Below are 3,178 nucleotides of genomic sequence, written 5' to 3' on the forward strand. Positions count from 1 at the left end.
TGCTGTTGCGTACCCTTCGTGCTGTTGCACCACCATTAAGTCACTTTATCCACACCCTTGACATAGACCGTCTCTCGTCACGTGGGATTATTAGCCGAACCGTTGTCCCGTCCCCCACGTTGGTGTCGATGGCAAGGTGGATTCGGTGAAGAACAGCTCGCTCCCGCATAGTGGCGAGACCATGGCCGGTATTGGCCGCCATCAAGGCGGGGTTGAAGCCCGGACCAAAGTCGCGAATCCGAATGACCACAGCAGCGGCCTCTAGTTCCATTCGCACCTCAATGGGTGACCCAGGAGCATGTTTCAGCGCGTTTTGCAGCGCCTCATCTACAATATGCAGCACCGCCCCAATCTGGGCAGGCGGGAGCGTATCAGGGAGGTCCGGAATGTCCCAGCGGATATCGCCGTCTAGCGCCTGGTGAAGACGGATGAGGCGATGGCGAAGAGCCTGGCTTAAATTTTGGGATTCGGCGCGCAAGGTATGCACCAGAGTCTTCATCTCCTGTTGGCTGTCACCAATCACCGCTTCCAACCGCTCGGCGAGCACTTGCCCGGCTGGGTCGCGAATCTGGCGCCTTAACGCACTGGCAATGAGTTGCGCAGAAAAAAGGCGCTGATTGATAGAGTCGTGTAGATCGGCTGCCAACTCGCGGCGTTCACTCCATCGGGCCGACGCCACAGACTCGTGATACCAGTCAACCTGGTCCAGAAGCGCGGCCAAGTGCCAGACGTAGGCCGACAGAAGGTCTTGGTCGGAGGAAGAAAAGGCACGGGGCGAGCGGGACTCGAGTCGGATGGCCAAAGACCGTCGGGGAATGGCCTGGGTCAATCCGGAAAGGGCATCCTCTAAAATTCTTGGTGGCTCAACGTCCGGAGGTTCGGAAGAGACATCCCGATACGAGTACCCGGCGTCCATCGCGTCTCGGGCTTTTTCCACATGAAAAACAACCACTCCTTCCTCGAGCAAGGCTGCTGCCTCATAGCCCAAACGATCCGATAACAATGTCACGGCTCGCTCCAGAAGTTCTCGGCGGTGCATTATGCCGGTCAGGTCGCCAAGAATGCCCGACAAGGCCTCCACTTGCGCTGCACGCTGCCTCATATCGGACAAGATTGCCGCTCGGTCGATGGTCACGGCGACATGATAGCCGATGGCACGCAGCAAATCCAGGGCGGGTCGGGTAAACACCCGAGCTCCGCTGGCGGCCACGTTGAGGATTCCTAACGGCTCGCCATTCATGCGCATGGGGATCGAGGCATGAAACTTGAGTCCAGCGCGCTCTCCCCTGGCATCGCGTAGACGACTGCACCGAACAATGTTCACAGCGGTGTCCAGTCGCCCGTTAACCAAGCGATCCTGGCATTCGCACCAGCTAGATTTAAGCGCCGCCGCATCGCGGGCTGCCAAGGCGGGAGGGAGTCCGCTCGCCCCCAATTCGACAAAGGTGGCCCGATGAGAATCGAAGCGAAAGGCCCATGCGGTGGTGAGTCCCAGAACCTGACTTAGGCGAGGTAAAATGGCCGCCATGGCTTGGGAGATGTCGGTGGCCTCATTGAGCGCCTCGGCAATATCTTTCAAAAGGGCGGTTTCTTCGCGTTCGCTGAGCAAGGGATGGTGGGGCACGATTCCTCCGTGACGTTTTTGCCGCGGAGGTGCCAGACGGGTTCAAGCACCTCCGACGACTAAAAATGAAAAGGCCCGTGCGGGCCTTTAGACTCCAAATATGCCGGCTACGACAAGAGAAATAATTCCGGCGGCAATCATACCGCCCACGACGCTGGCGATGAGGTGGAGAATGACGGTGAATACCATGCGGCGCGCCTCCTTCATCTTTCATCCCTATTATAGCGTCCGAGTTCCCAAGGTCTAGCTGAATTATGGGTATTCTCAGCGCAACAATGGACGCGATGCTGCGGTCGCATGGCTTGGGAAGATATGCCAATTTGTGTAAAGCAACCGCCGCCTTCTCTTGTCTATAATCTCCGTGGCCCCAATGTCCAACCAAATTGCTGGGCAGCATGCTCGACAACATATTCGCCGATGGCGAGCGCGGAGGTGGCACCGGGTGAGGGCGCATTGAGGACAAACATTAGGCGGTCGTTGCCCAGAAAACGAAAGTCATCCAAGAGTCCCCCTTGGTTATCGACTAATTGCGCGCGAATGCCGGAGGGCCCCCAGTGGACATCCGTGGGCTGAAGCTCGGGAATATAGCGTTGCGCTAAACGGAGATAAGCCTCGGCCCAGTGGTCCCGGTACCACTCACCAATGGCGGTTCGCCAGTGATGGCGGGCGAGGCGCCAAAATCCCGGGAAGGTGACGGTGCTGAAGAAGTCGGGAAGATTGAAGACCCCGCGTCCGGGGCGCATGCGGTCAAAGGCGAGCACCGCGTTGGGGCCAATCCAGACCTCCTTTTCACGAAGACGGCGGGTAAAGTGGACCCCCAAAAAAGGCAGGCGCGGATCGGGCACGGGGTAAATCAGCGATCGGACCAACGAGTCTTTCGCGGGCGAAAGGACCAGATAGTCGCCGCGAAACGGCACCATACGCGTAGGATCATTGAGTCCGGCGCCCTCTGCCAGCTTGTCGGACTGAATGCCTGCGGCAGCAATGACATGGCGGCAGAGGATGGCGCCGTGGTTGGTGTGTACGCGCACCCAGCCGCCCTCCGGAACCATCCGGGTGACAGTTGTGCCGGTTTGAACGTGATGGCCGGCAGCCTGCAGCAAGTCCCGCAATTTGTTGGCCACGTCAGGAAAGAAGACAATGCCGGTTTTGGGGGAGTGGATAGCCAATTGGCCGACGACGTGCGGCTCGACCTCGCGCATGGCGTCATGCTCTAGGAGAGTTAGGCCGGGCACTTGATTCGTTTGTGCAGTCCGATAAAGGGCATAGAGGCGGGGCAATTCGTCCGGGGAGACAGCCACAATCAATTTGCCGGACAGTTGATAGGGGATGCCGTAGGCGTCGAGAAAGGCAAATAACAAGGTGCGTCCCCGCTGAGTCAATTGGGCTTTCAGCGAGCCGGGGCGGTAATAGACGCCCGCGTGAATCACCCCGCTGTTACGGCCGGTCTGATGGGAGGCAATCTCACTTTCCCGTTCCAAGAGCGTCCTGTAGAGATGTGATTTCGGCGGACTTTGACAGTTGAGGAAAAAATCCCCCCGTTGGTACGGTTGT

2 protein-coding genes are annotated in these 3,178 nt (G+C 58.4%); both read right to left on the reverse strand.

From position 1 onward, the window contains the following. Window positions 1–40: 40 nt before the first annotated feature. Complete coding sequence (locus HIJ39_RS22135) at window positions 41–1,624, reverse strand: ATP-binding protein (protein ID WP_169103209.1); 1,584 nt, start codon at window positions 1,622–1,624, stop codon at window positions 41–43. Between the two features lie 350 nt (window positions 1,625–1,974). Then, window positions 1,975–3,178, reverse strand: a 1,204-nt coding sequence (gene lhgO, locus HIJ39_RS22140; RefSeq protein ID WP_169103210.1) for an L-2-hydroxyglutarate oxidase, incomplete at its 5' end; no start/stop codon positions are given.

Source organism: Sulfobacillus harzensis, from assembly GCF_012933365.1.
GTDB classification, from domain to species: Bacteria; Bacillota; Sulfobacillia; order Sulfobacillales; family Sulfobacillaceae; genus Sulfobacillus_B; species Sulfobacillus_B harzensis.